19 protein-coding genes and 6 tRNA genes are annotated in these 21624 nt (G+C 57.0%); 16 read left to right on the top strand and 9 right to left on the bottom strand.

Features of this window, described 5'->3' with window-relative positions; genetic code table 11:
- Positions 1 to 72: 72 nt before the first annotated feature.
- From DW806_RS01290 to DW806_RS01250, 9 genes are all read left to right on the top strand, one after another.
- Entirely contained in the window at positions 73 to 939 is an 867-nt protein-coding gene (locus tag DW806_RS01290) for a class I SAM-dependent methyltransferase (RefSeq protein ID WP_118728867.1), read from the top strand.
- An 86-nt stretch (positions 940 to 1025) separates the two neighbouring features.
- Positions 1026 to 1877, top strand: coding sequence for an energy-coupling factor transporter ATPase (locus DW806_RS01285; RefSeq protein WP_118728866.1), 852 nt, complete (start codon positions 1026 to 1028; stop codon positions 1875 to 1877).
- A gap of 19 nt (positions 1878 to 1896) precedes the next feature.
- On the top strand, positions 1897 to 2772 hold the full coding sequence (locus tag DW806_RS01280) for an energy-coupling factor transporter ATPase (RefSeq protein ID WP_118728865.1): 876 nt from the start codon (positions 1897 to 1899) through the stop codon (positions 2770 to 2772).
- Complete coding sequence (locus DW806_RS01275; protein WP_118728864.1) at positions 2766 to 3569, top strand: energy-coupling factor transporter transmembrane component T family protein; 804 nt, start codon at positions 2766 to 2768, stop codon at positions 3567 to 3569. The genes DW806_RS01280 and DW806_RS01275 overlap by 7 nt, the downstream gene beginning before the upstream one ends.
- 137 nt (positions 3570 to 3706) lie before the next feature.
- Entirely contained in the window at positions 3707 to 4483 is a 777-nt protein-coding gene (gene truA / locus DW806_RS01270; RefSeq protein WP_243022601.1) for a tRNA pseudouridine(38-40) synthase TruA, read from the top strand.
- Positions 4484 to 4547: 64 nt separating this feature from the next.
- Positions 4548 to 5801 carry a DUF5711 family protein gene (locus tag DW806_RS01265; protein ID WP_118728863.1) on the top strand — a complete coding sequence of 418 codons (1254 nt, stop codon included), beginning with the start codon at positions 4548 to 4550 and terminating at the stop codon, positions 5799 to 5801.
- Positions 5788 to 6414 carry a CvpA family protein gene (locus tag DW806_RS01260; protein WP_158578254.1) on the top strand — a complete coding sequence of 209 codons (627 nt, stop codon included), beginning with the start codon at positions 5788 to 5790 and terminating at the stop codon, positions 6412 to 6414. The genes DW806_RS01265 and DW806_RS01260 overlap by 14 nt, the downstream gene beginning before the upstream one ends.
- Before the next feature lie 64 nt (positions 6415 to 6478).
- Complete coding sequence (locus tag DW806_RS01255; RefSeq protein WP_118728861.1) at positions 6479 to 8761, top strand: ATP-dependent Clp protease ATP-binding subunit; 2283 nt, start codon at positions 6479 to 6481, stop codon at positions 8759 to 8761.
- 99 nt (positions 8762 to 8860) lie between these two features.
- Complete coding sequence (locus DW806_RS01250; protein ID WP_181967608.1) at positions 8861 to 9115, top strand: DUF4177 domain-containing protein; 255 nt, start codon at positions 8861 to 8863, stop codon at positions 9113 to 9115.
- Positions 9116 to 9403: 288 nt separating this feature from the next.
- On the opposite strand, the gene DW806_RS01245 is transcribed toward DW806_RS01250, so the two are convergent.
- Positions 9404 to 11056 (bottom strand): sensor histidine kinase, encoded by a 1653-nt coding sequence (locus tag DW806_RS01245; protein WP_118728860.1) that lies wholly within the window; start codon positions 11054 to 11056, stop codon positions 9404 to 9406.
- The gene (locus DW806_RS01240; protein ID WP_118728859.1) at positions 11040 to 11738 is read right to left on the bottom strand and encodes a response regulator transcription factor; all 699 of its coding nucleotides are present in this window, start codon (positions 11736 to 11738) and stop codon (positions 11040 to 11042) included. Before DW806_RS01240 ends, DW806_RS01245 begins: the two co-directional genes overlap by 17 nt.
- A 155-nt stretch (positions 11739 to 11893) precedes the next feature.
- Between DW806_RS01240 and DW806_RS01235 the strand changes: the two genes are divergently transcribed.
- The 6 genes from DW806_RS01235 to DW806_RS01210 all read left to right on the top strand — a co-directional run bounded on the left by DW806_RS01235 (position 11894) and on the right by DW806_RS01210 (position 12644).
- Positions 11894 to 11967 (top strand) — tRNA-Gly (locus tag DW806_RS01235).
- 32 nt (positions 11968 to 11999) lie between these two features.
- Positions 12000 to 12076, top strand: a tRNA-Arg gene (locus DW806_RS01230).
- Between the two features lie 26 nt (positions 12077 to 12102).
- A tRNA-His gene (locus DW806_RS01225) sits at positions 12103 to 12179 on the top strand.
- A 71-nt stretch (positions 12180 to 12250) separates the two neighbouring features.
- A tRNA-Gln gene (locus DW806_RS01220) sits at positions 12251 to 12325 on the top strand.
- 163 nt (positions 12326 to 12488) lie between these two features.
- Positions 12489 to 12564 (top strand) — tRNA-Lys (locus tag DW806_RS01215).
- Positions 12565 to 12568: 4 nt separating this feature from the next.
- Positions 12569 to 12644 (top strand) — tRNA-Val (locus tag DW806_RS01210).
- Between the two features lie 440 nt (positions 12645 to 13084).
- Here DW806_RS01210 and DW806_RS01205 read toward each other — a convergent pair.
- The 3 genes from DW806_RS01205 to DW806_RS01195 all read right to left on the bottom strand — a co-directional run bounded on the left by DW806_RS01205 (position 13085) and on the right by DW806_RS01195 (position 17239).
- Positions 13085 to 14314, bottom strand: a complete 1230-nt coding sequence (locus DW806_RS01205) for a hypothetical protein (RefSeq protein ID WP_118728858.1) — start codon at positions 14312 to 14314, stop codon at positions 13085 to 13087.
- 118 nt (positions 14315 to 14432) lie between these two features.
- A complete protein-coding gene (locus DW806_RS01200; protein ID WP_118728857.1) occupies positions 14433 to 14699 on the bottom strand; it encodes a metal-sensing transcriptional repressor in 267 nt (88 codons plus the stop codon).
- Positions 14696 to 17239 (bottom strand): heavy metal translocating P-type ATPase, encoded by a 2544-nt coding sequence (locus DW806_RS01195; RefSeq protein WP_118728856.1) that lies wholly within the window; start codon positions 17237 to 17239, stop codon positions 14696 to 14698. The genes DW806_RS01200 and DW806_RS01195 overlap by 4 nt, the downstream gene beginning before the upstream one ends.
- Positions 17240 to 17506: 267 nt before the next feature.
- Between DW806_RS01195 and DW806_RS01190 the strand changes: the two genes are divergently transcribed.
- Entirely contained in the window at positions 17507 to 18007 is a 501-nt protein-coding gene (locus tag DW806_RS01190) for a DUF2798 domain-containing protein (RefSeq protein ID WP_118728855.1), read from the top strand.
- A 622-nt stretch (positions 18008 to 18629) separates the two neighbouring features.
- Here the strand turns inward: DW806_RS01190 and panD are convergent.
- From panD to DW806_RS01170, 4 genes are read right to left on the bottom strand one after another with little or no spacing between them, the layout of a single operon-like run.
- The gene (gene panD / locus DW806_RS01185) at positions 18630 to 19025 is read right to left on the bottom strand and encodes an aspartate 1-decarboxylase (RefSeq protein WP_117751412.1); all 396 of its coding nucleotides are present in this window, start codon (positions 19023 to 19025) and stop codon (positions 18630 to 18632) included.
- Between the two features lie 3 nt (positions 19026 to 19028).
- Entirely contained in the window at positions 19029 to 19877 is an 849-nt protein-coding gene (gene panC / locus DW806_RS01180) for a pantoate--beta-alanine ligase (RefSeq protein ID WP_118728854.1), read from the bottom strand.
- A 20-nt stretch (positions 19878 to 19897) separates the two neighbouring features.
- The gene (gene panB / locus DW806_RS01175) at positions 19898 to 20743 is read right to left on the bottom strand and encodes a 3-methyl-2-oxobutanoate hydroxymethyltransferase (RefSeq protein ID WP_117489630.1); all 846 of its coding nucleotides are present in this window, start codon (positions 20741 to 20743) and stop codon (positions 19898 to 19900) included.
- Positions 20740 to 21606 carry a Rossmann-like and DUF2520 domain-containing protein gene (locus DW806_RS01170; protein ID WP_158578253.1) on the bottom strand — a complete coding sequence of 289 codons (867 nt, stop codon included), beginning with the start codon at positions 21604 to 21606 and terminating at the stop codon, positions 20740 to 20742. The genes panB and DW806_RS01170 overlap by 4 nt, the downstream gene beginning before the upstream one ends.
- Positions 21607 to 21624: the final 18 nt, after the last annotated feature.

Genomic DNA, 21624 nt, shown 5'->3' with positions numbered 1-21624 from the left:
TATTTGGTGGTAGAATAGATACTGAATTATTGTGTAAACAACTACTTATATATAATGTAATGGAGAATATTTATGTGGATCGCAGATCATTGGAAGGACTACGCCGTGCTCGACTGCGGCGGCGGTGAAAAAATTGAACGATGGGGCAATCAGATTCTGCAGCGCCCCGACCCGCAGGCTATCTGGCCGCGCGACAAGGACTGTAAGGTTTGGAACAAGCCAAACGCCATCTATCATCGCTCGAACGCAGGCGGCGGCAAGTGGGAAATCCGCAAGCTGCCCGAGCAGTGGGCTATCCACTACGGTGATTTGACGTTCCAGCTCAAGCCGATGAGCTTCAAGCATACCGGTCTGTTCCCCGAACAGGCTGCCAACTGGGATTTTATCGACAAGATGATCCGTCACGCAGGCCGCCCGATCAGCGTGCTCAACCTGTTCGCGTACACCGGCGGCGCTACGCTTGCGGCGGCAAACGCCGGCGCGTCCGTCTGCCACGTTGACGCATCCAAGGGCATGGTGCAGTGGGCCAAGGAGAACGCCGCGTCCTCCGGTCTGAGCGACCGCCCGATTCGCTGGATCGTGGACGACTGCAAAAAGTTCGTGCAGCGCGAGATCCGCCGCGGACGCAAGTACGATGCGATTATTATGGACCCGCCGAGCTACGGCCGTGGTCCGTCCGGCGAGACGTGGAAGATCGAGGAGGACGTTGCCGACTTCATAGACCTGACCATGGGCGTGCTGAGCGACAAGCCGCTGTTCGTGCTCATTTCCAGCTATTCCACCGGCCTTGCGCCGTCTGTGATGAGCTATCTGCTCGGCATCACCGCCGGCAAGCGCGCCGCCGGCAAGATTGAGGCGCAGGAGCTCGGCCTGCCGGTTGAATCGACCGGTCTGGTGCTGCCGTGCGGCTCATCGGCACGCTTTATCGCCGAGGAGTAAATCACAGCACCCGCCCTACGATATTTTATTTATCCGGTGCATATTGTACCATCAACCCTTTGAAATCTACCGAAGGACGAAAATAAATGAGTGAAATCATCAAAACCGAAAACCTGCAGTACGCCTACCCGGCCGAGGACGGACAGCTTTCCGTTCCTGTGCTAAAGGGCGTAAATCTTTCCATCCGGCGCGGCGAGTTCGTCGCGGTGCTCGGTCACAATGGCTCGGGCAAGAGTACGCTCGCCGGCTGCTTCAATGCGATCCGTCTGCCGACCGGCGGCGTATGCTACGTTGACATGATGGACACCCGCGACGAAAACAACACCTACGATGTGCGTAAAACCGTCTCGATGGTATTCCAGAATCCGGACAACCAGCTTGTCGCCACCGTTGTTGAAGAAGATGTCGCATTCGCGCTGGAGAACATGGGCGTGCCGCCCGAGGAAATCCGCAAGCGCGTTGACGATGCACTGCGTGCCGTCGGCATGTACGAATACCGTGCACAGGCGCCGCACCGTCTGTCCGGCGGACAGAAGCAGCGAATCGCAATCGCAGGCGTTATCGCCATGATGCCGCGCTGCGTTGTACTCGATGAGCCGACCGCCATGCTCGACCCACAGGGCCGCCGTGAGGTCATGAATGTTGTCCGTGAGCTGAACCGCAAATTCGGCATCACCGTTATCCTTATCACCCACCACATGGACGAGGCCGTACAGGCGCAGCGTGTGGTTGTCATGCACAAGGGCAACGTGCTGATGGACGGCACTCCGCGCGAGATCTTCACGCAGGTGGACAAGCTGCGCGCGGCTTCCCTGACCGTACCGCAGACCATCGAAGTCCTGTACGACCTCGATCAGCAGGACGGCGAAAAGCTGCCGATCGACGCACTTTCGATCGAGGAATGTGCAGATATTCTCGAACAAGAATATTTGAATTGATTATCCGAAGGAGAATCTTATGTCAACCATACTTGAAACGAGGGGCTTGACGCACGTTTACGGCGCAGGCACCCCCTTTGAGCGTGTTGCGCTTGACCATGTTGACCTGAAAATCGAAAAAGGCGAAATTCTCGGTGTGATCGGTCACACCGGTTCGGGCAAGTCTACGCTCATTCAGCACTTGAACGGTCTGCTACAGCCGTCCGAAGGCGAGGTCCTGCTCGATGGCAAGTCCATCTGGGATGCCAAGGGCAAGTGCAGCCGCGAAACGCGCTTCCGCGTCGGTCTGGTGTTCCAGTATCCGGAATACCAGCTGTTCGAGGAGACCATCGCAAAGGATATCGCCTACGGCCCGACCAACATGAAGCTGCCGCAGGCCGAGATTGACGAGCGCGTGCGCGAATCCATGGCGGCAGTCGGCCTTGCACCCGAGCTTGCCGACCAGTCTCCGTTTGCGCTGTCCGGCGGTCAGAAGCGCCGTGTTGCCATCGCAGGCGTTATCGCGATGCGGCCGGATGTGCTCGTGCTCGATGAGCCGACCGCGGGCCTCGATCCGGCGGGCCGTGACGAGATTTTTGAGCTGGTCCGCAGCTACCACAAGCAGTCCGGCGCGACCATACTCATCGTGTCCCACTCGATGGAGGATATCGCACAGGTTGCCGACCGTCTGCTTGTGATGAATCACGCCAAGGTGCTGTTCTGCGACACGCCGCGCGAGGTTTTCTCGCACGCGGACGAGATCATTGCCGCAGGACTGGACATCCCGATGATCACCAAGGTCATGCTTGAGCTGAAAAAGCGCGGTCACGATGTTGATACCTCGGTCTACACCGTAGCGCAGGCAATGGATGCCCTGCGTGCCTGCAAGTGGAAGGAGGCTGCTCACGAATGCTGAAGGACATTACCCTCGGTCAGTTTTTTCCGGGCAACAGCGCGGTGCATCGTCTTGACCCGCGCGTAAAGATCGTGCTGACGGTGGCATTCATCGTGCTGCTGTTTCTCGCGCAAGGCCCGGTTTCCTATGCGCTGATCATCGCATTTCTTGCCGTTGTCATCGGTATTTCGCGTATTTCGCCCAAAATGGTGCTGCGCGGCCTCAAGCCGATCCTGTTCATCGTTATCTTCACAGCGGTGCTCAACCTGTTCTATACACCAGGCACCTACATTTTCCAGTGGCACTTCCTGCACATCAGTGTGGAAGGCGTTAAGCTGGCCATTTTCATGGTACTGCGCCTGATGCTGCTCATCATCGCAACATCCATGCTCACCTACACCACCTCACCGATTCAGCTGACCGACGGACTCGAGCGTCTGCTTTCTCCGCTCAAAAAGCTGCACGCGCCGGTGCATGAGCTGTCCATGATGATGTCGATCGCACTGCGCTTTATCCCAACCCTTATCGAAGAGACCGAGAAGATTATCTCGGCACAGAAGGCGCGCGGTGCAGATTTTGACTCCGGCAACCTGATTCAGCGTGCCAAGGCCATGATCCCGATTCTCGTGCCGCTGTTCATCTCGGCGTTCCGCCGTGCAGACGAACTCGCAACCGCCATGGAGTGCCGACTGTACCGCGGCGATGTTGGCCGTACCCGCATGCGCCAGCTGAAGATCGCCCGCGTAGATGTTTGCGCTTTATTGTGGGTTGCGGTTTTGTTCGCAGTTGTTATTATACTCAAGCATTTTGGCCTTTGATAATTGAAAATTGATAATGGAGAATTGCGGTATCGCATAAAGTGCGATTTATTATAATCGGCGCTTTTGCACCGCACCTTCATTTTCCATTTTTCCATTCTCAATTCTCCATTCACGACCCACTAAGAGTAACTGAAATGATGAAAAATATTGCAGTAGTGCTGTCTTACGACGGCACCCACTATAACGGCTGGCAGATTCAGAAAAACGGTCCTTCGATTCAGGAGAGTATGGAGGACGCGATTTTTCATCTGCTGAAGCAAAAAGTTCATGTTTCCGGTGTCGGACGCACGGATTCCGGCGTTCATGCCCGCCGGTATGTGGCAAACTTCCACGCAGACTGCACGATCCCGATGGACCGTCTGCCGTATGCGCTGAGCAGCTTTCTGCCCGAGGATATTGCGGTTTCCGGCGCAGTCGAGGTTCCCAAGGACTTCGATGCGCGCTTCAACTGCACCAAAAAGGAATACGCCTATTATCTGTTTCCTTCCACCCTGCGGGACCCGTTCCACGCGCGGTACGCGTATCGGTACAATTATCCGCTGGATATTACAAAAATGCAGGAAGGCGCACAGTATTTTGTCGGCAAGCAGGACTTTGCATCCGTGAGAAGTCAGGGCACACCGGTCAAGAGCACGGTTCGTACTATTTTCTGGTGCGAGGTGGAGCCGGTGGATGACCTCATCCGCATCCGCGTCTGCGGCGACGGCTTCCTGTACAACATGGTCCGCGCGATTGCAGGCACGCTGACGTATGTCGGCGGCGGCAAGCTAGCGCCCGAGCAGGTGCGCGACGTACTGCTCGCGTGCGACAGAGAGCAGGCCGGACCGACCCTGCCTGCCTGCGGTCTGTTCATGAACCGCCTGTGGTACGACGATACACCCGAACTGGACAGATTCCGCCTGTCGGACTGACAGATTTCAAGTTTTATTCACATTTTCACCCATTAAACACGCTACAATAAGGAGGCGGGATTTCATGAGCGAACAGAACCCAAAGCAGAATATCATCCGCTTTCCGCTCTCCAGGCGGGAGCGCCGTCAGCGCCTGCTCGACAGCAAGGACGCGCGTATCCGCACGACCGCTCTGGTCCGCATGCTCTGCGGCTGGGCTCTGGTGCTGGGAACAGCCCTGTTCCTGATCGCCAACTACCGTATTTTTACGCCGACCTCGCTGCGCACGCTCGGCAGCTATATTGCGGCCGGTATTCGCTCGCATGACGGCGATATCACCACCATCAACTACGAAAACGAGACCTTCAGCGACGGTGCGCTGTTTGAATCCGGTCTGGCGTACGCGGACAGTGACGCGCTGTTCCTGTCCCGCGCGGGCAGCATGACCACGCTGCGCTATTCGCTCGGCTACTCCGATCCCGCGGTGGAAAGCAGCACGAATCATGTGCTCGTGTACGACCGCGGCGGCGTCAAAGCCGCACTGGTCGGCTCAGCAGGCGCTGTCGCGGAGCTGGAGCTGGAATCCACCATTCTGAACGGTTCGATCGGCCGCAGCGGCCGTTTCGTGCTCACCACCAATGAGCACGGCTACCGTACCGCCGCTGCCGTTTACGACACCGCAGGAAAAGAGGTTTTCAAATACCGCGCTTCGGAATACTATATTGTATCCGCTGTGCTCTCGCCGGACTGCAATACGCTCGGCATTCTCGCCTTCCGGCAGAACGGCGTAACGCTCGAATCCCATGTGCTGTTCTTTGATGTGTCCTCCGGCAAGCAGGTTTCGGACACCGCACTGACTGACGCGCTCGGTGTAACGCTCACTTATTCCGAGAACAACGCCGCGATCGCGCTGTGCGACACCGGCCTGTATCATGTCACCCGCAGAGGCACGGTCGATGTGCTGCTCGAGCTCAGCTCGCAGGATCTGATCGCCACTGCCTCTCAGGGCAGTACGATGGCTGTCGCTGTGCGCTCCTACCTGAACGATGCACGCAGCGACCTCTATACCGTCCGCAACGGCAGTCTGCACGGTCCGTTCGCACTGACCGAGGAGCCGACGGCGCTTGCCGTCTCCAACGCCGGTACGGCGGTGCTGTCTGCGTCCGGCGTTACGGTCTACAACACCTCCGCCGAGCCGCAGTGGCACAATGATGACGCTGTCGGCGCACGCCGTGTGCTCATGACCGATGACGGTACGGTTTTCCTGCTCTACAACCGCAACGCGCGTATCTTTACCGCGCATTCCGAACGATCCGAGGAAGTGCATGCAGATAACTGATATCAACGATATGATTTCCACAGCGGCGCAGCTGCTCAACGCGCCTGACCTGATCCTCATTGCCGTGCTGCTGGCCAACGTGTGGCTCGGTGCCCGACGCGGACTGGTCGGTGCGCTGTACGGCGTGCTCGGCCGCATCGGCATGATCGCCGCGTCGGTCGCCGCCGCCAAGTATACCGCACCGTATATCGCGCAGTGGGTGGTCGTGCCGGCAGTCGGTCAGCTGTTTGAAAAACAGGCCGCACTTAAAACCGCCGAAGGCGTGCTGGACGGTCTGCGGCAGAGCGTCACCGAAGCGGCTGTCGGCATGTCGGAGAGCATCGCGTTCTCTATGCTTGTGGTGCTGTTCAGCGTGCTGTTCGGACGGCTCATCTGGATTTTCGGTCGCAGCCTTAAGCTCATTGTGCGGCGTACACCGCTCAGCGCACTCGATTCTGCAGGCGGCGCACTCATCGGCTTTGTAACCGGCGTTGCATTCGTCTGCATCCTGCTGATCGTGCTGCAGTGGCTGTTCCCGATCACCTACACATCGCTCGGCTATCTCTCGCCGGAGCGTGTCAAGCATACGCTGCTGCTCAAACAGCTTGTGGATGCTTTACCAATCGCCATTTAATGGAGAACACCTTAATTCTCCATTTTCTATTACCAATTCTCAATTCCTAAAAGGAGTTTAACCTATGAATATGCCAATGTGCTCGCGGTGCAAGAAAAACATCGCGGTGGTGTTCATCACCAAAATCGAGGGACCGGATAAGACCACCCAGGAGGGTCTGTGCCTTAAATGTGCACGCGAACTGGGTGTCAAGCCGCTCGATAACATCATGGAGCAAATGGGTATCACCGAGGATGACCTCGAAGCGCTCTCCGGTGAGATCGGCTCCCTGTCCGACCTGAACGACCTGGTTCCCGCCGGTTCGGACGGCACGGACGACGACGCACCCCATGAGACCGATCCGGTTGCTGCCGGTACTCTGCCGGGACAGCCCGCAGGCGGCTCTCACGATGAGACCCGTACCCGTTCTTCCCGCAAGGAGGATAAAAAGCGTAAATATCTGAACAATTACTGCGAGAACCTGACCCAAAAGGCCGCAGAAGGCCGCATTGACCACATCGTGGGCCGCGACCGCGAGACCGACCGCGTCATTCAGATTTTGAACCGCCGACAGAAGAACAACCCGTGCCTGATCGGCGAACCCGGTGTCGGCAAGACCGCCGTTGCCGAGGGTCTGGCAGTCCGCATCAACGAGGGCCGCATTCCGTTCAAGATGCGCAACAAGGAGGTCCATCTGCTCGACCTGACCGCTCTCGTGGCGGGCACGCAGTTCCGCGGCCAGTTTGAGAGCCGCATGAAGGGCCTGATCGACGAAGTAAAGCGTATCGGCAACATCATCCTTGTCATCGACGAGGTGCACAACATTGTCGGCACCGGCGATTCCGAAGGCTCGATGAACGCCGCAAACATCCTCAAGCCTGCCCTCGCCCGCGGTGACATTCAGGTCATCGGCGCGACTACGCTCAAGGAGTACCGCAAGTATATCGAGAAGGACGCTGCGCTCGAGCGCCGTTTCCAGCCGGTCTACATCGGTGAGCCGTCGGTTGCCGAGACCACCGAGATTTTGAAGGGCATCCGCTCGTACTACGAGACCTTCCACGGCGTTACTGTTTCCGATGAGATGTGCCGCCGTGCCGCTGAGATGAGCGAACGCTATATCACCGACCGTTTTCTGCCGGATAAGGCCATCGACCTGATCGACGAAGCCTGCTCGCGCCTCAATCTGGATTCTCCGCAGCTGTCCGAGATTCCCGAGCTGCAGAACGAGCTTGAGCGCCTGCAGGCACAGCTTGACGAGCTGACCCAGTCCTCTGCCCGCGCCGAGGAGGAGGAGACCTACGCCAAGATCGCCACCTGCCGCAGCCGCATTCTGCAGGTGGAGGCACAGCTGCACGAGCTGCTGACCAAGCCTGCACCGCAGGTTGACGAGCAGCTTCTGGCTGAGGTTATTGAAATCTGGACCGGCATTCCGGCATCCAAGGTAGCGGCGCAGGAGTCCGCACGCCTGCGCGATATGGAATCCCGCCTGAAATCGCACGTTATCGGTCAGGACGAAGCCGTAGACGCGGTCTGCGCGTCCATCCGCCGCAACCGCGCGGGAATCAGTCCCAAGCGCAAGCCGGCATCCTTCCTGTTCGTCGGCCCGACCGGCGTCGGCAAGACCGAGCTGGTCAAGCAGCTTGCTCTCGACCTGTTCGACTCGCCGGATGCGCTTGTGCGTCTTGATATGTCCGAATATATGGAAAAGCACACGGTTTCCCGCCTGATCGGTTCCCCTCCGGGATACGTCGGCTACGATGAAGCCGGTCAGCTGACCGAGAAGATCCGCCGCCGTCCGTACTCTGTCGTTCTGTTCGACGAGATCGAGAAGGCGCATCCGGATGTACTCAATTCTCTGCTGCAGATTCTGGATGACGGCCGTCTGACCGACGCTCAGGGCCGCGTTGTCAGCTTCGAGAACACGGTTATCGTTATGACCTCGAACGCCGGTTCGCAGTCCAATAACACGCCTGCAGGCTTCGGCCGCACCGTGTCTCAGATGAGCAAGGACCGCGTGATGAAGGCTCTTGAAGAAATCATGCGTCCGGAGTTTCTCAACCGCATTGACGAGATTATCGCGTTCAACCAGCTGTCCGAGGATAACTTCCGCCATATCGCTGAGATCATGCTCGGTGAGCTGCGCACCACGCTCGCAGACAAGGATATCCGCCTGACGTGGGACGACAGCCTGCTCGGTCTGCTCACCGAGAAGTCCTACTCGGTCAAGTACGGCGCCCGCAATCTGCGCCGCCTGATTGAGAAGGAGATCGAGAATCCGCTGGCCACCGCCATCGTCGTCGGTGATAAGCCGCTGATGGGCGCTCACCTGTCCGCTGAGGACGGCAAGGTAAAACTGGATACCATCTAACACGCGAAAACCGCCTGAACAGGCGGTTTTCTTTTGCACGCAGATTGACAATTCCTGTCGAATACGATATAATCGTGTAAATTACTGGAGGTGTTATTTATGGATTTCAGCGATTCCTCGACTTTCTCCACCGCATCCGGCAAGGACTATCATTACGTTGTTCTGCAGGTTACTTTGAAGGAAAAATTTCTCGGCACCGGTTCCGGCAACCTGACCGAACTGGAAGAAGCGATTAACCATCAAGCGCAAAAGGGTTATCGCCTGCACACGATTACTACATCGAACGGCGGCAGCAAGGGTCTGATGGGCGGCGACCGCATTCAGGCAACCATGGTATTCGAAAAAGTTATTTAATAAAGCAAAAACCGCTCTTTCGAGCGGTTTTTGCTCAGTCTGTCGAAAAAGTCAATCTATCGTTTTTACTTTTCGTGCGGCAGCACGCATAAAATAGAATTTGCACAGCAAATTCATAATTCCCGGGGGCGTGTACCTCGGGAATTATACAAGGGACGAAAAATTGTGCCCATAGGGCGCGGCTTTTCGTCAAGATTCGATTGAAAGCGTGGTTTCAATCGAGAGGCTGCTCGAAAAACGGAGTTTTTCGACAGCCTCAGCAAAAACCGCTCTTTCGAGCGATTTTTGCTATTTATCTGCAAATTGGAACCAGAACTTCGGTCCGATTTCGGTATTCTCCGCTCCGCAGGCGTATCCATGCAGATCGAACACGGTTTTCGCGATGGACAGTCCCAGTCCGTCGCCTTTTGCGCTGCGCGACGGATCGGCCTGATAATACGCCTCCCACAGCCGCGGCAGCGCGTCCGCCGGAATGGCATCGCCGGTGTTTGTCACCGAGAGCACACCGTCCGCGAGGTGCACCGTAATGCAGCCGCCCTCCGGCGTGTGCTGCACGGCGTTCTCGAGCAGTGCGTCCAGTGCCCGCGCAAGCAGTGCCCTGTCTGCATTGACCTCAAATTTGTCCTGTGCTGCAAATTCGGTGCGGATGGTGGAATCGGCCGGCAGAGCCGCCTGCAGGCGCTCCTGCGCCAATTCTGCCAGAGAGAACGCCGTTCGCCGCAGAGCTTTTGCGCCGGTCTCCAGTCTCGACAGTTCGAGCATCTGCCGCACACTGCCGTCCATCCGCTGCGCCTGCTGCTGAATGACACCCAGATAGTGTGCCTGCTTTTCCGGTGCAAGGTTATCACCGAGCAGCTCGGCGGTGGCGCTGAGCACGGAGAGCGGCGTTTTCAGCTCGTGTGCAAGTGCGGCGGTCGTTTCACGGCGTACCCGCTCTATGCGCTCCTGTTTGCGCCAGACGCGCAGCTGCGCACCGGACAGCACTGCCGCGCAGAATAGCGCCAGCACCAGACTGAACGCCCATACGGGAATCAGTACCGGCAGCAAGGCTTTGAGCGGATATCCTTCCGCCGCATAGGACACCAGCACAGCGCCGCTTTCCGCAAACGGACAATATCTGATCGTCCGCCGGTACGTTCGCACGAGCCACAGCTTCTCGACCGTTTGGCTGCTGTTTGTGCGGCTCGGGTATTCTGCCCATTCCCGCAGCGCCTGCCGCGCGGGCGAGGACAGGGATTCCGCAATCTGTTCGGTCGTGGCGCCGTTCGGTCCGGGGCACACCAAGCGATTACAACTCATGGTTTTCAGCGTCAGACCTTTCACCTGCTCCGCGTCATATGCGCATTCAATCGTGCGCACCTCTCCGGTCGGCTCCCAAGTGCCGCTCTTGGTCGGCTCGATCGTGATGGATTTCAGATAGGCGTCATCGCGGTATCCGGGCACGCTGTCCACCCACGCCTCAAAGGTCATCTTCGGCAGCGATTCTATTTTCGACTCGCCTGTGCCCGCACCCGCAAGAACCGCCTCGCACACCTCGCGCGGCTGACCGCTCATATCCACGCGGTACAGGTTGTCTCCCTCGATCAACTCAAGCCACCAGCGGTTGCTTTGCAGAACTTTGCCGGATTTCAGGTCGGTGATAGCGGTCTCGATGATCTGCAGATTGGGCGGGTCTGCGCTGTCCGCCATGAATACCGGCTTGCTCAATCGTCTGCGCAGTTCCGTCTCGTCCGTCGTGTCATAGCTCGAGGGATCAAGCAAAAAATCGGTATCCTCTCCCATCAGCTTGTCCGATTTGCTTTCCATTTCCGCCAGCATGAGCTTTGCACGCTGCTGCGACAGCAGGACGGTGAACACCGCCATCACTGCCAGCCAGAATGCAAGGAAGCCCGCGCCGATTCGTGTGAAAAAGCTCCAAAAGGTTCTACGTTTGGTTTTCATCTCCGTCCACCTCCAGCTTGTAGCCGCGCTTTACCACGGTTTTGATACAGTCCGCATGCGGACCGAGTGCTCGGCGCAGCTTTTTGATGTGCCCGTCGATTACCCGGTCCGTGCCGTCAAAATCCCAGCCCCACGCAAGGTTCAACAGCTCGTCACGCGTCAGCACGCGGTTTTTGCGCTCCATCAGCGCCCGCAGCAAAGCAAATTCCTTGGGCGGCAGGTCGATGCGCCTGCCGTCCGCTGTGACAATCCCCCGTTCCGGGTCGAGTGACAGGGTACCCGCTGTCAGCGTATTCCCGGCATTGAGGCCCCGCGCTCGCCGCAGGAGCGCCAGTGCCTTGGCGTACAACACCGCCAGCGAGAACGGCTTGACCACATAATCGTCCGCACCGAGGCCGTAACCGTGCAGCTTGTCCTGTTCGTCCTCGCGCGCCGTGACGAACAGAATGGGCGCGTCTCCCTGCCGCCGTGCCGCGCGGCACAGCGCAAAGCCGTCCGTGCCCGGCAGCATGATATCGAGCAGCAGCAGGTCGAACCGCCGGGTTTCGATTAAGTGCAGCGCCGTGTCGCCGTCCGGCGCAGCCACGACCGTAAAATCGCCGCCGCTCTTCGCGGTGAAGTAGTCGGTCAGCACCTCACGCATGGCCTGCTCATCCTCGGCCAGTAAGATCGTTGCTTTCATGCTCTCTCCCTCCTTTGATTACAGTATAGCATGACCGTCTGCCCTTTTGATGTTCTTTGCAAATTTGGCCGAAAAAAGTTTTTCAAAAAAATTTGAAAAAAGATGTTGACATTATAGGGTTTTATTGATATACTAAATGAGCGTCAGAAAGACCCGCGGGTGTAGTTCAATGGTAGAATGTCAGCCTTCCAAGCTGAACACGTGGGTTCGATTCCCATCACCCGCTCCATTTTCTTCGAATGGGTTTATCGGAATTGATATGCGCCAGTAGCTCAGCCGGATAGAGCAACTGCCTTCTAAGCAGTAGGCCGGGGGTTCGAATCCCTCCTGGCGTGCCATTTCCGTCGGCTGCAAACTTTATATGGTGGGTATAGCTCAGTTGGTTAGAGCATCGGATTGTGGTTCCGAGGGTCGAGGGTTCGAGTCCCTTTACCCACCCCATATAACCCTGTGACGCGCTGCGAACGCAGCGCGTTATCTTTAGGGTAACGCTGTTTCGAGCAAACGAATACGGGGGCGTCGCCAAGCGGTAAGGCATCGGCCTTTGACGCCGACATTCGCTGGTTCGAATCCAGCCGTCCCTGCCATTATGGCAGATTTTGAATCCTTGGATTCGAAAGGCGGCTCTTGAGAATAATCCGGTGGATTATTCGAACCGCCGTGGCTTTCCCGTTGGAAAGCGAATCCAGCCGTCCCTGCCATTACGGCATACGACTTAATTTCATACTCAGCGCAAAACTTTTTTGACCTGACCCAGTAGCTCAGTCGGCAGAGCACCTGCCTTTTAAGCAGGGTGTCCGGGGTTCGAATCCCCGCTGGGTCACCAAAATGGAAGTTTAGCTCAGCTGGGAGAGCATCTGCCTTACAAGCAGAGGGTCACAGGTTCGAGCCCTGTAACTTCCACCATCAAGCACTTACGAAAGTAAGTGCTTTTTCTTTGCCTTTTTGCAGCCGGGTTCGTCATGTACCAACCGGCAGAGGGTCACAGGTTCGAGCCCTGTAACTTCCACCATCAAGCACTTACGAAAGTAAGTGCTTTTTCTTTGCCTTTTTGCAGCCGGGTTCGTCATGTACCAACCGGCAGAGGGTCACAGGTTCGAGCCCTGTAACTTCCACCAGTAGCCACTCACGAAAGTGAGTGGCTTTTCTTTTGCCTTCTGCAGAGGCTTTGCTGGGCGCACGAGGTGCGTATGCGCTACGCCCTTTCCGGGCGGCAGCCTTTTTCAGCACCGGCTGAGCGGAGTACTCGAACTGCGTAAGCGTGTTCGTCCCTAACGGACGGAATGTTTTTCGCTGAGATTCAGCGGGGATTTGCCTACCCGGCAGGGGCACAAGAGGGTAAACACCTACGGTTTCCACCCTCTAATTTTCATCCCTTTCCCTTGTTTGTTAGTCTGGCGCAGACCAGAGACCGGCGACCGCTCCGAAATGGGGAACGGCAGTCGGTTACCGTCGAGTGTCTTTCGTGAAATATTCGCAGTGCACAGACAGCGTACTGCTACACATACGGTTAAGACAATACCGCAAGCGCGACACGAGGTGAATCGCCGAAGATCAAGAGAGGGGTCCTGGGTGATAACAGTGCTGCACAACTCGTCAGTCTGGTGGCGATGGACAACACCTGCGAATCTAACAATTAGTACAATCTGCCCCACAAGGTGCGCCGAGGTCGGTACATCATCCGGAATGTCAACGGTCGGCTTGCTGCTGCCGCCGCCACCGCCGGACGATCTGCGGGTCCATACGCCGATCAGCTTGACATCCTGCTGAATGTCCTTGATCTCGGTTACAACATCACCACTACCGTTGATCCGCCAGCCGCTGAACGTGTAGCGGCTCTGCGAGGTGGTCTGTACCGGTGCGACGGTGTAGCTGCCGCCCTTCTTCACCTTGGCTGCCGCCGGAACTGCGCCTGCATCAGACGGAATGTCGCCGGTTACTTCGTAGGTTACGCTGCAGAGCTGACCGTGTGCAGCCTTGAGCGCCAGTGCATCGGAAACAGCCTCTTCGCTAACCGTATATTCGTCAGCGTAGTAGGCATCGCCTTCACCATCACCGTTCCAGCGCTTGTAGGTATTGTCCGTCAGCTTTTCCTTGCCGTCGTGATACCAGCCTACGATCGGGTCGTTGCAGTCGTCCAGTACCCAGTCCTTGCCGACAGGTGCAAAAGTGATGCGGCCATCGCAAGTGTAAGTTTTATACTTATAGGTACCGTTGTAAATATCATCGCCAGCAATCAGTGCATGGTTGTTATACAGCTGTGCACCAGCAGAAACAGTAATTTCACCGTAATTGCGGATACCGCCGCCATACTGAGTTTTGCTGCCGTTGCTCTTGATAACCGTGTCGGCACCGATTTCGATCATACCGCAGTTTCTGATTGCGGAAACTGCATTGTCAATCAAATTTACGGTTGCATTATCTGCAAACCGGACATTTGCGTTAGCCGGATCAGCGGTTCTTATAGCCAGAGCACCGACATAGTAACCCTCTACGACTTCCTTGGATACAGAATTACCGGTGCCGGTAATTGTCAGCGCTGTACCGTTCTGTGCATCAACTTTGCCGCCGTACATGAAGATACCGCTGTGAGCGTTATCCTTATTTGCTTGTAATTTTTGTACAGCCTGTATAAACTGCAGAAAGCTTCAATTTTCAGGCAAAAAGGACGTGCCAAAAGGCACGTCCTTCCGTTTACGCTTTATCCAGCAGCTTGATGATCTCTGCGATCTTCTGCTCACGCTCGTTCTGATCTCCGGTCTCAAACGCATCCTGCACACAGCCGGAAAGATGTCCGCGAAGAACCTCTCTCTGCGCCTTATGCACCAGCGATTCCACCGCCTGCAGCTGCATCATAATATCCATGCAGTAGCGGTTGTCCTCGATCATTTTGAGCACGCCGTCGATCTGCCCGCGCGCGGTCCTGAGCAGCGGCTCGACCTTTTTACGATCTGCCCTCATTTGATGTCAACCACCTCATAGCCCGCCTCGGTGACGGCTGCGGTCAGAACGGCATCCTCCGGCAGCGTTTTGCCCGAAACAACTGCCTTGCCTGCATCCAGATCGACCGCAACATCACAGCCGGCTGCTGCACCCTCGAGCGCCTTTTTGACATGTGCCACGCAGTGCTGACACATCATGCCATCAACCTTGATTGTCTTTTCCATAACATTTTCCTCCTTTTTATGTGCCGTAAGCGGCTTTTCGCCGCTTATGGGCAAAACAGCAGGCGTCCCCGCCGTTTTTCGCGGTGTTGCGCTGAAAAAGCGCAGGCGCAGCGCGTTGGATACCACGCAGACGGACGACAGGCTCATTGCCGCCGCGCCAATCATCGGGCTGAGCTTGATGCCGAACGGTACCCACAGCAGACCCGCCGCAATCGGAATGCCGATGCAGTTGTAGAAGAACGCCCAGAACAGGTTCTGGCGAATGTTGCGCATGGTCCGGCGCGACAGCCGGATGGCGTCCACCGCGTCCATCAGGTCGCTCTTCATCAGCACAACGTCCGCAGACGAGATAGCCACGTCCGTGCCCGCACCAATCGCAATGCCGACATCGGCACGCGCAAGCGCCGGTGCATCGTTGATGCCGTCACCGATCATGGCAACCTTGCGGCCCTTGCCCTGCTTCTCGCGCACGATACGCTCCTTGTCCTGCGGAAGCACCTCAGCGATCACATCGGTCACGCCCAGCTCGGACGCGATGGACTGCGCGGTTTTCTGGATGTCGCCGGTGAGCAGCGTTACGTCAATGTGCATACTGCGCAGTGCTTCGACTGCCGCCTTACTGGTCGGCTTGAGCACGTCAGCGACCGCAAAAATGCCGACGATCTGACGGTTTGCCGCAAAGAACAGCGGCGTTTTGCCTGCTGCGGCGAACTCGTCACCCAGCTTCTGCATCGAGCCGGACAGCGCGAGTCCGTTAGCGAGCAGCATCCGGCGGTTGCCCGCAAAGCACGGCACGCCGTCCACAGTTGCGCGGATACCCTGTCCCTCTATCATCTCAAAGTCGGTGACCGAACGCTCCTGCGCATTCTTTTCGCGTGCATAGCGCACAATGGCGTCCGCCAGCGGATGGTCGCTGCGGCTCTCGAGTGACAGTGCCAGCGAGAGCAGGTCACCGGACTCCACGCCGAAGGATTTTACGTCGGTTACGACCGGACGTCCTTCGGTTACGGTACCGGTCTTGTCCATGATGACCGCGTTTACGTTGTGCAGATTCTCGAGCGCCTCCGCCGACTGGAACAGCACGCCGTTTTTCGCACCGACACCTGTGCCGACCATGATAGCGACCGGCGTAGCCAGTCCCAGTGCGCACGGGCACGAGATGACCAGAACCGAAATCGCGCGTGTGAGCGCAAAACTCGGCGTTTCGCCGGCCAGCAGCCAGATGATTGCCGTCACGAGCGCAATACCCATAACGACCGGCACAAACACGCCTGCCACCTTATCCGCCAGCTTGGCGATTGGCGCCTTGGACGCGCCTGCCTCCTCTACCAGACGGATAATCTGGCTCAGGGTCGTATCGTCGCCGACACGCAATGCCTTCATAACAACATAGCCGCTCTTGGATACGGTTGCGCCGATTACGGTATCGCCGACGTGCTTTTCGACCGGCATGCTCTCACCGGTGATGGCGCTTTCGTCCAGATAGGCGCTGCCCTCGGTAATCTTGCCGTCAACCGGCACGGACTGACCGCCGCGCACGATAACAAGATCGCCAACCTGTACCTGCTCAATCGGCAGCTGCATGGTCTGACCGCCACGGATGACCTCGGCAGTCTGCGGACGCAGGTCCATCAGTGCCGCAATGGCTTCGCCGGTCTTGCGCTTGGCACGCGCTTCAAAGAACTTGCCGAGCGTTACCAGCGTCAAAATCATGCCTGCGGACTCAAAATACAGGTCGTGCATAAAGCTGTGGGCTGCCTCCGGCGTGGGTGCGAGCGCGATTTGAATCAGCGCGTAAATGCCGTACACGAGCGCCGCACCCGAGCCGACGGCGATGAGTGCGTCCATAGTCGGGGCACGATGCAGCAGCGTTTTGAAGCCGTTGATATAATATTTGCGATTGATAATGACAATCGGCAGCGTGAGGATCAGCTCCGTGAGCGCCAGATTGAACATGCCGTCCATACCTGCCGCATAGGACGGCAGCAGCAGCCCGACCATCTCACCCATCGAGAAGTACATCAAAACGACCATGAACACCGCCGAAACGATAATGCGGGTCTTCATTTCCTTCAGCGCCTCGTCCGCCTGCGGGCTTTGCGCCGGAGCCGAGGTCTGCCTGCCATCGTCCACCGCAGCCGTGTAGCCGCCGGACTCGACCGCCTTTATAATCGTCTGTGCGTCGCACGCGTTTTCGTCGTACTCGACCGCCATGCTGCCGGCGAGCAGATTTACCTGCACGCCGCTGACACCCGGCACCGCCGAGACGCTTTTCTCCACATGGGCGGAGCAGGCCGCGCAGCTCATGCCGCCCACCCGAAACCGTTGTTTCATATCGCATCTCCTATCTGCACCCCTCCCCCAAGGGAGGGGGTTCTCATTTACAGACACAGTATACACCCAGGGAACAGTATTGTCAAGAACGAAGTTAGCCTTGACGAACACCCACAAAATATGGTATGATATTTATAATTAATGGTAGTTGAAGTAGTCCATAGGACGAAGTAGACGAAAGTTTACTTCGTCCTATTTTTTTGCGTTCAGCTGCATTTCTATTCGTTATCAAAAAATATTTCACATACACAAAAAGGAGAAAACAAAATGCCAAAAAACAAATTTCAGGACGTTATTTACACCATTATCATGGCTTCTGTCATGGTATACGGCATGGTAGCGTACAACATCGTGCTGAACACCGGTTCCATGCAGAACTGGGTATTTCTCGCAGTGTTCCACGAGTGGCCGATCATGACTGTTATCGCAATTCTGCTCGAGCTGGTGTTTGTCGGCAAGCTGGCGATGAAGGTTGCATTCCGTCTTGTCAATCCGCGCGAAGCCAGCCAGACCAGCATTATGCTTGCTATCTCGGCCGCATCCGTATGGCTGATGTGCCCGTGCATGAGCTTCTTTGCCACCCTGCTGTTCAAGGACAGCCATAACTCACAGTTCTTTGCAATCTGGGTGCAGACCACCGTTATGAACTTCCCGATGGCGCTGCTGTGGCAGTTCTTTGCAGCCGGTCCGCTGGTGCGCCGCATTTTCGGTCTGCTGTTCCGAGAGAACGCAGACAAGTCCTCTGCGGCGGAGATGGAGTCGGTTTAATCTTCAATCGAAAATTTTGATTTGCCGGTTTACTCGGCACCGGTTTTGCGGGACACACGAGTTGCGTTAGCAATACACCCTTTCCGGGCGGGAAGGTTTTCGCTTAATCCAAGCAGGGAATTGCGCTCTGCGGAGCGCGGGGACGTGCGCTGACGCCGCGCGGGCGCATAAGAGGGATGGACACCTAAGGTTTGCCCGTAGGCCACTAAACCTTTTTCCCGCGCCGTGCGCGGATTTAATGAGTGCGTACCCCTCTTATGAATCTCCCCGTTTCCTCTTAGCACGGCGAAATTTGCAGAACTGAGACTATAAAGGAACGGCAGAGGATTCTTTCTACCGTAGGGGCGGCCATTGGCCGCCCATTTCTTTCCCTCTACGCAATGCCAGATTCCATACTGCTACACATATCGGCTACTCTCCGCAGGCGCGACACAAGGTGAATTGCCCGAAGGGCAAGAGAAGGTCCCCTGAGGGATACCCGTGTCGCGCAACTCGTTTGTCTGGATATTACGGACGGCACCTGCGGATTTCACCTATCCATCAACTCCTACCTCCTACCTTGCAGAACCGCTCACCTTGACACCAACAAAAAAGGAGAACCCACCCGGGTTCTCCTTTTTCATTACGCCATATCCTTGAGCAGACCATGCTTCTCATAGGTGGTGGTGCGGACGATCTTATTTTCCTCATCCACGAACACGACCTGCGGAGCATAGCCGTTCTTGACCTCCTCCGGCGTCAGCTGCGCGTACGCCATCAGAATGACCTTATCACCGACGCTGACACAGCGTGCTGCGGCGCCGTTCAGGCAGATCATACCGCTGCCGCGCTCACCGGCGATGGTATAGGTCTCAAAGCGGTTGCCGTTTTCAATATCCACGATGGCAACCTTCTCATATTCGTAAATGCCGGCCGCATCCAGCAGGTCGGCGTCAACCGTGATCGAGCCGACGTAGTTCAGCTCGGCCTGCTTGACCGTTGCACGGTGGATTTTACCCTTGAGCATCTGTACTGTCATGACTTAGCCCTCCACCGAAAAGTTGTCGATCAGGCGTGTTTTGCCGATATAGACCGCCATAGCGACCAGTTCGCCGCCGTTGATCTCATGCACCGGCAGCATGGTCAGGCCGTCCACTGCGGAAACGTAATCAATACGCGCGAGCGGCTCCTGCTCGATAAGCGCACGCATGGCACCCACGACCTTATCCGCGTTCTTCTCGCCGTTCTGTACCAGCTCCTGGCCGAGCTTTACAGCGCGCGACAGCACGAGTGCCGCCTTGCGCTCCTCTGCGCTCAGATAGGTATTGCGCGAGGACTTCGCCAGACCGTCCGCCTCACGGATGATCGGGCAGCCGACGATCTCAATGCCCATAGACAGGTCGAGCACCATACGGCGGATGATCGCCAGCTGCTGTGCGTCCTTCTGACCGAAGAACGCCTTATCCGGCGTTACGATGTTGAACAGCTTGGAAACGACCGTGCACACGCCGCGGAAATGAATCGGACGGGTCTTGCCGCACAGCTGGCGCGGCATTTCGGACTGCACCTCAACAAAGGTGGCAAAGCCGTCCGGATACATCTCGGACACCTCGGGATGGAACACCATGTCACAGCCGCACTCGGTCAGCAGCGCACAGTCGTGCTCGAAATCACGCGGATAGGTCTCCAGATCCTCACCCGGACCGAACTGGGTCGGATTGAGGAACACGGACGCTACCGTGCGGTCGCACTGCTGCACGGACGTTTTGACCAGACTGGCGTGTCCTTCATGCAGATAGCCCATGGTCGGCACCAGACCGACGGTCAGACCCTGCTGTTTCCACTCGCGCACCTGTGCGCGTACTTCTGCGATGGTTGTTGCGATTTTCATTGTATATGCTCCTGTTTCTCTCAAAATTCAGCGTCGAGTTTGGCGAGATATTCATCGCTGCAGTCGGACTTGACAAAGCTCTGCTTTTCGGTCGGGAACGTGCCGTTCTGCACCTCGTTCATGTAAGCGCGGAACGCGTCCACCATGCGCTCACCGATATTGTCGAACTGCTTGGCGAACTTGGGCGTAAAGTCCATGTTCATGCCGAGCATATCCTGATAGACCAGCACCTGTCCGTCACAGCCTGCGCCCGCGCCGATGCCGATAGTCGGGATGGTCAGCTTTTTCGAGATGAGCGCCGCCAGCTTGGGCGGTACGCACTCGAGCACGACCGAAAATGCACCGGCCTCCTGTACGGTAAAGGCATCCTCGAGCAGCCGCTTTGCCGCATCCTCGCCCTTGCCCTGTACCTTAAAGCCGCCGAACACGTTGACGCTCTGCGGCGTCATGCCGATATGTGCCTGCACCGGAATACCGGCGTCTGTAATCGCGCGAATCTGCTCGGCAACGGCTGCGCCGCCCTCCAGCTTGACCGCATGTCCGCGCGCTTCCTTCATCAGCCGGCCTGCGTTGCGCACGGCTTCGGAAACCGACGCCTGATAGCTCATAAACGGCATATCCATGATGACCATGGTGTTCTCGCACGCGCGCACGACGCATGCACTGTGGTGGATCATATCCTCCATCGTAACCGGCAGAGTCGTGTCATAGCCCATCATGGTCATGCCGAGCGAATCGCCCACCAGAATGGCGTTGATGCCCGCTTTTTCCACCAGCTTGGCGGTCGTGTAATCGTAGCTGGTAATCTCGGTGAGGCGCTCGCCGTTTTGCTTCATCGAGAGAAATGTACTCACTGTGTTCTTCATTCTTTCTGCTCCTTTTCCCTGTTCAGCAGGGCGGCAAGCGTGCCGTAATCCTGCTCAGGATGTTTTTCCTGTGCCATTTTGACCTGTTCGAGTCCCAGCAGCGCGTAAAGCTGCCGATCGTCTCGTTCCGTCAGGCACGACAGATGCTTTTGCACGGTCTGCGTGTCGCCGCGCTCAATGGGGCCGGTCAGCGCTGAGACGGCACCGTGCTCGATCACATGCGCCAGATTGCTCCGCATGAGCGGCGCAAGCGCGTGCAGTGCGTCCGTTTCGGAGAATCCGCAGCCGCTCAGCAGCTCTGCGCTGCGCTGCACGAGTGCACAGACAAAGTTGCTCGCCAGCGCACAGCTGAGGTGGTACTGCGCCTTGCTCTCCGGCGAAATGGTCTGCACCTGCAGTCCCAGTCCGCGCAGCAGTGGCACAAAGACCTCGACCGCCTGCGTGTCTCCCTCGACGCAAAAAAAAGCACCTGCCAGCTCCCGCCAGCAGTTATACTTGCTGCTGATCGGAAATAGCAGATGAATGGATATTGCATAGGCTCCCTGCGCGTGAATACCGGGAAAGGCTTCCCCGGCTGTGCAGGCGCCGCTGCAATGACATATATACTTGTCCTGAATTTCAAATTCTGCGACCTGCCGATATACCTCGGTAATCGCATTATCCGGAACGGTGATGAAAATCGCGTCACTATCTTCGATGAGTTTGCCCAGGTCGGTATAGTGTCCGGAATTTGTAAATTCTGCGGCTTCTCTTGCGCTGTCGGAATTGCGGCTGTAATAGCCGGATATCCGCACGCCTTTTTCGGCAAGCAGTCTGCCGAAGGAAAAGCCGACTTTTCCTGCTCCAACAATGCCAATGTTCATGCTGTCACCCGCTTTCTG

It is taken from the genome of Butyricicoccus sp. AM32-19, assembly GCF_003480365.1.
GTDB lineage: Bacteria > Bacillota > Clostridia > Oscillospirales > Butyricicoccaceae > Agathobaculum > Agathobaculum butyriciproducens.
This window is presented reverse-complemented; position numbering and strand designations above follow the sequence as displayed.

Excerpts from the sequence above, each read along its gene's own strand:
- DW806_RS01290 (WP_118728867.1), top strand. The coding sequence starts at position 73 with ATGTGGATCGCAGATCATTGGAAGGACTACGCCGTGCTCGACTGCGGC.
- DW806_RS01285 (WP_118728866.1), top strand. The coding sequence starts at position 1,026 with ATGAGTGAAATCATCAAAACCGAAAACCTGCAGTACGCCTACCCGGCC.
- DW806_RS01280 (WP_118728865.1), top strand. The coding sequence starts at position 1,897 with ATGTCAACCATACTTGAAACGAGGGGCTTGACGCACGTTTACGGCGCA.
- DW806_RS01275 (WP_118728864.1), top strand. The coding sequence starts at position 2,766 with ATGCTGAAGGACATTACCCTCGGTCAGTTTTTTCCGGGCAACAGCGCG.
- truA (WP_243022601.1), top strand. The coding sequence starts at position 3,707 with ATGATGAAAAATATTGCAGTAGTGCTGTCTTACGACGGCACCCACTAT.
- DW806_RS01265 (WP_118728863.1), top strand. The coding sequence starts at position 4,548 with ATGAGCGAACAGAACCCAAAGCAGAATATCATCCGCTTTCCGCTCTCC.
- DW806_RS01260 (WP_158578254.1), top strand. The coding sequence starts at position 5,788 with ATGCAGATAACTGATATCAACGATATGATTTCCACAGCGGCGCAGCTG.
- DW806_RS01255 (WP_118728861.1), top strand. The coding sequence starts at position 6,479 with ATGAATATGCCAATGTGCTCGCGGTGCAAGAAAAACATCGCGGTGGTG.
- DW806_RS01250 (WP_181967608.1), top strand. The coding sequence starts at position 8,861 with ATGGATTTCAGCGATTCCTCGACTTTCTCCACCGCATCCGGCAAGGAC.
- DW806_RS01245 (WP_118728860.1), bottom strand. The coding sequence starts at position 11,056 with ATGAAAACCAAACGTAGAACCTTTTGGAGCTTTTTCACACGAATCGGC.
- DW806_RS01240 (WP_118728859.1), bottom strand. The coding sequence starts at position 11,738 with ATGAAAGCAACGATCTTACTGGCCGAGGATGAGCAGGCCATGCGTGAG.
- DW806_RS01205 (WP_118728858.1), bottom strand. The coding sequence starts at position 14,314 with ATGTACGGCGGCAAAGTTGATGCACAGAACGGTACAGCGCTGACAATT.
- DW806_RS01200 (WP_118728857.1), bottom strand. The coding sequence starts at position 14,699 with ATGAGGGCAGATCGTAAAAAGGTCGAGCCGCTGCTCAGGACCGCGCGC.
- DW806_RS01195 (WP_118728856.1), bottom strand. The coding sequence starts at position 17,239 with ATGAAACAACGGTTTCGGGTGGGCGGCATGAGCTGCGCGGCCTGCTCC.
- DW806_RS01190 (WP_118728855.1), top strand. The coding sequence starts at position 17,507 with ATGCCAAAAAACAAATTTCAGGACGTTATTTACACCATTATCATGGCT.
- panD (WP_117751412.1), bottom strand. The coding sequence starts at position 19,025 with ATGACAGTACAGATGCTCAAGGGTAAAATCCACCGTGCAACGGTCAAG.
- panC (WP_118728854.1), bottom strand. The coding sequence starts at position 19,877 with ATGAAAATCGCAACAACCATCGCAGAAGTACGCGCACAGGTGCGCGAG.
- panB (WP_117489630.1), bottom strand. The coding sequence starts at position 20,743 with ATGAAGAACACAGTGAGTACATTTCTCTCGATGAAGCAAAACGGCGAG.
- DW806_RS01170 (WP_158578253.1), bottom strand. The coding sequence starts at position 21,606 with ATGAACATTGGCATTGTTGGAGCAGGAAAAGTCGGCTTTTCCTTCGGC.